The 564-nt window shown below is 46.3% G+C and carries 1 pseudogene; it reads right to left on the bottom strand.

Annotated elements, in window-relative coordinates:
* Positions 1–564: pseudogene (locus O3746_RS10360) on the bottom strand (hypothetical protein); the annotation flags it as partial.

The following is a 564-nucleotide window of genomic DNA, read 5'->3' as shown; positions in this document are numbered from 1 at the left end:
CATTTTTACCGTCTGCACCTTTCGCACCGGTATCACCTTTCGCACCAGTATCACCTTTCGCACCAGTTGCACCATCTTTAACAACTGTTGAAGTGGTTTGACCGTTACCATCTACGATAGTCACTGTGTGTGTACCGTTGTTGTTGTTCACTACAGTAGCAGTTGCATTTTTACCGTCTGCACCTTTCGCACCAGTATCACCTTTCGCACCAGTTGCACCATCTTTAACAACTGTTGAAGTAGTTTGACCGTTACCGTCAACGATAGTCACAGTATGGGTACCGTTGTTGTTATTCACGATAGTTGCAGTTGCATTTTTACCGTCTGCACCTTTCGCACCAGTATCACCTTTCGCACCAGTTGCACCATCTTTAACAACTGTTGAAGTGGTTTGACCGTTACCATCAACGATGGTCACTGTGTGCGTACCGTTGTTGTTATTCACTACGGTTGCAGTTGCGTTCTTACCATCTTTACCTGCTGCACCGGTATCACCTTTCGCACCAGTATCACCTTTCGCACCAGTTGCACCATCTTTCACGACAGTTGAAGTGGTTTGACCGT

Source organism: Haemophilus sp. 27098_8_127 (assembly GCF_041433495.1).
Lineage (GTDB): Bacteria > Pseudomonadota > Gammaproteobacteria > Enterobacterales > Pasteurellaceae > Haemophilus_D.
This window is presented reverse-complemented; position numbering and strand designations above follow the sequence as displayed.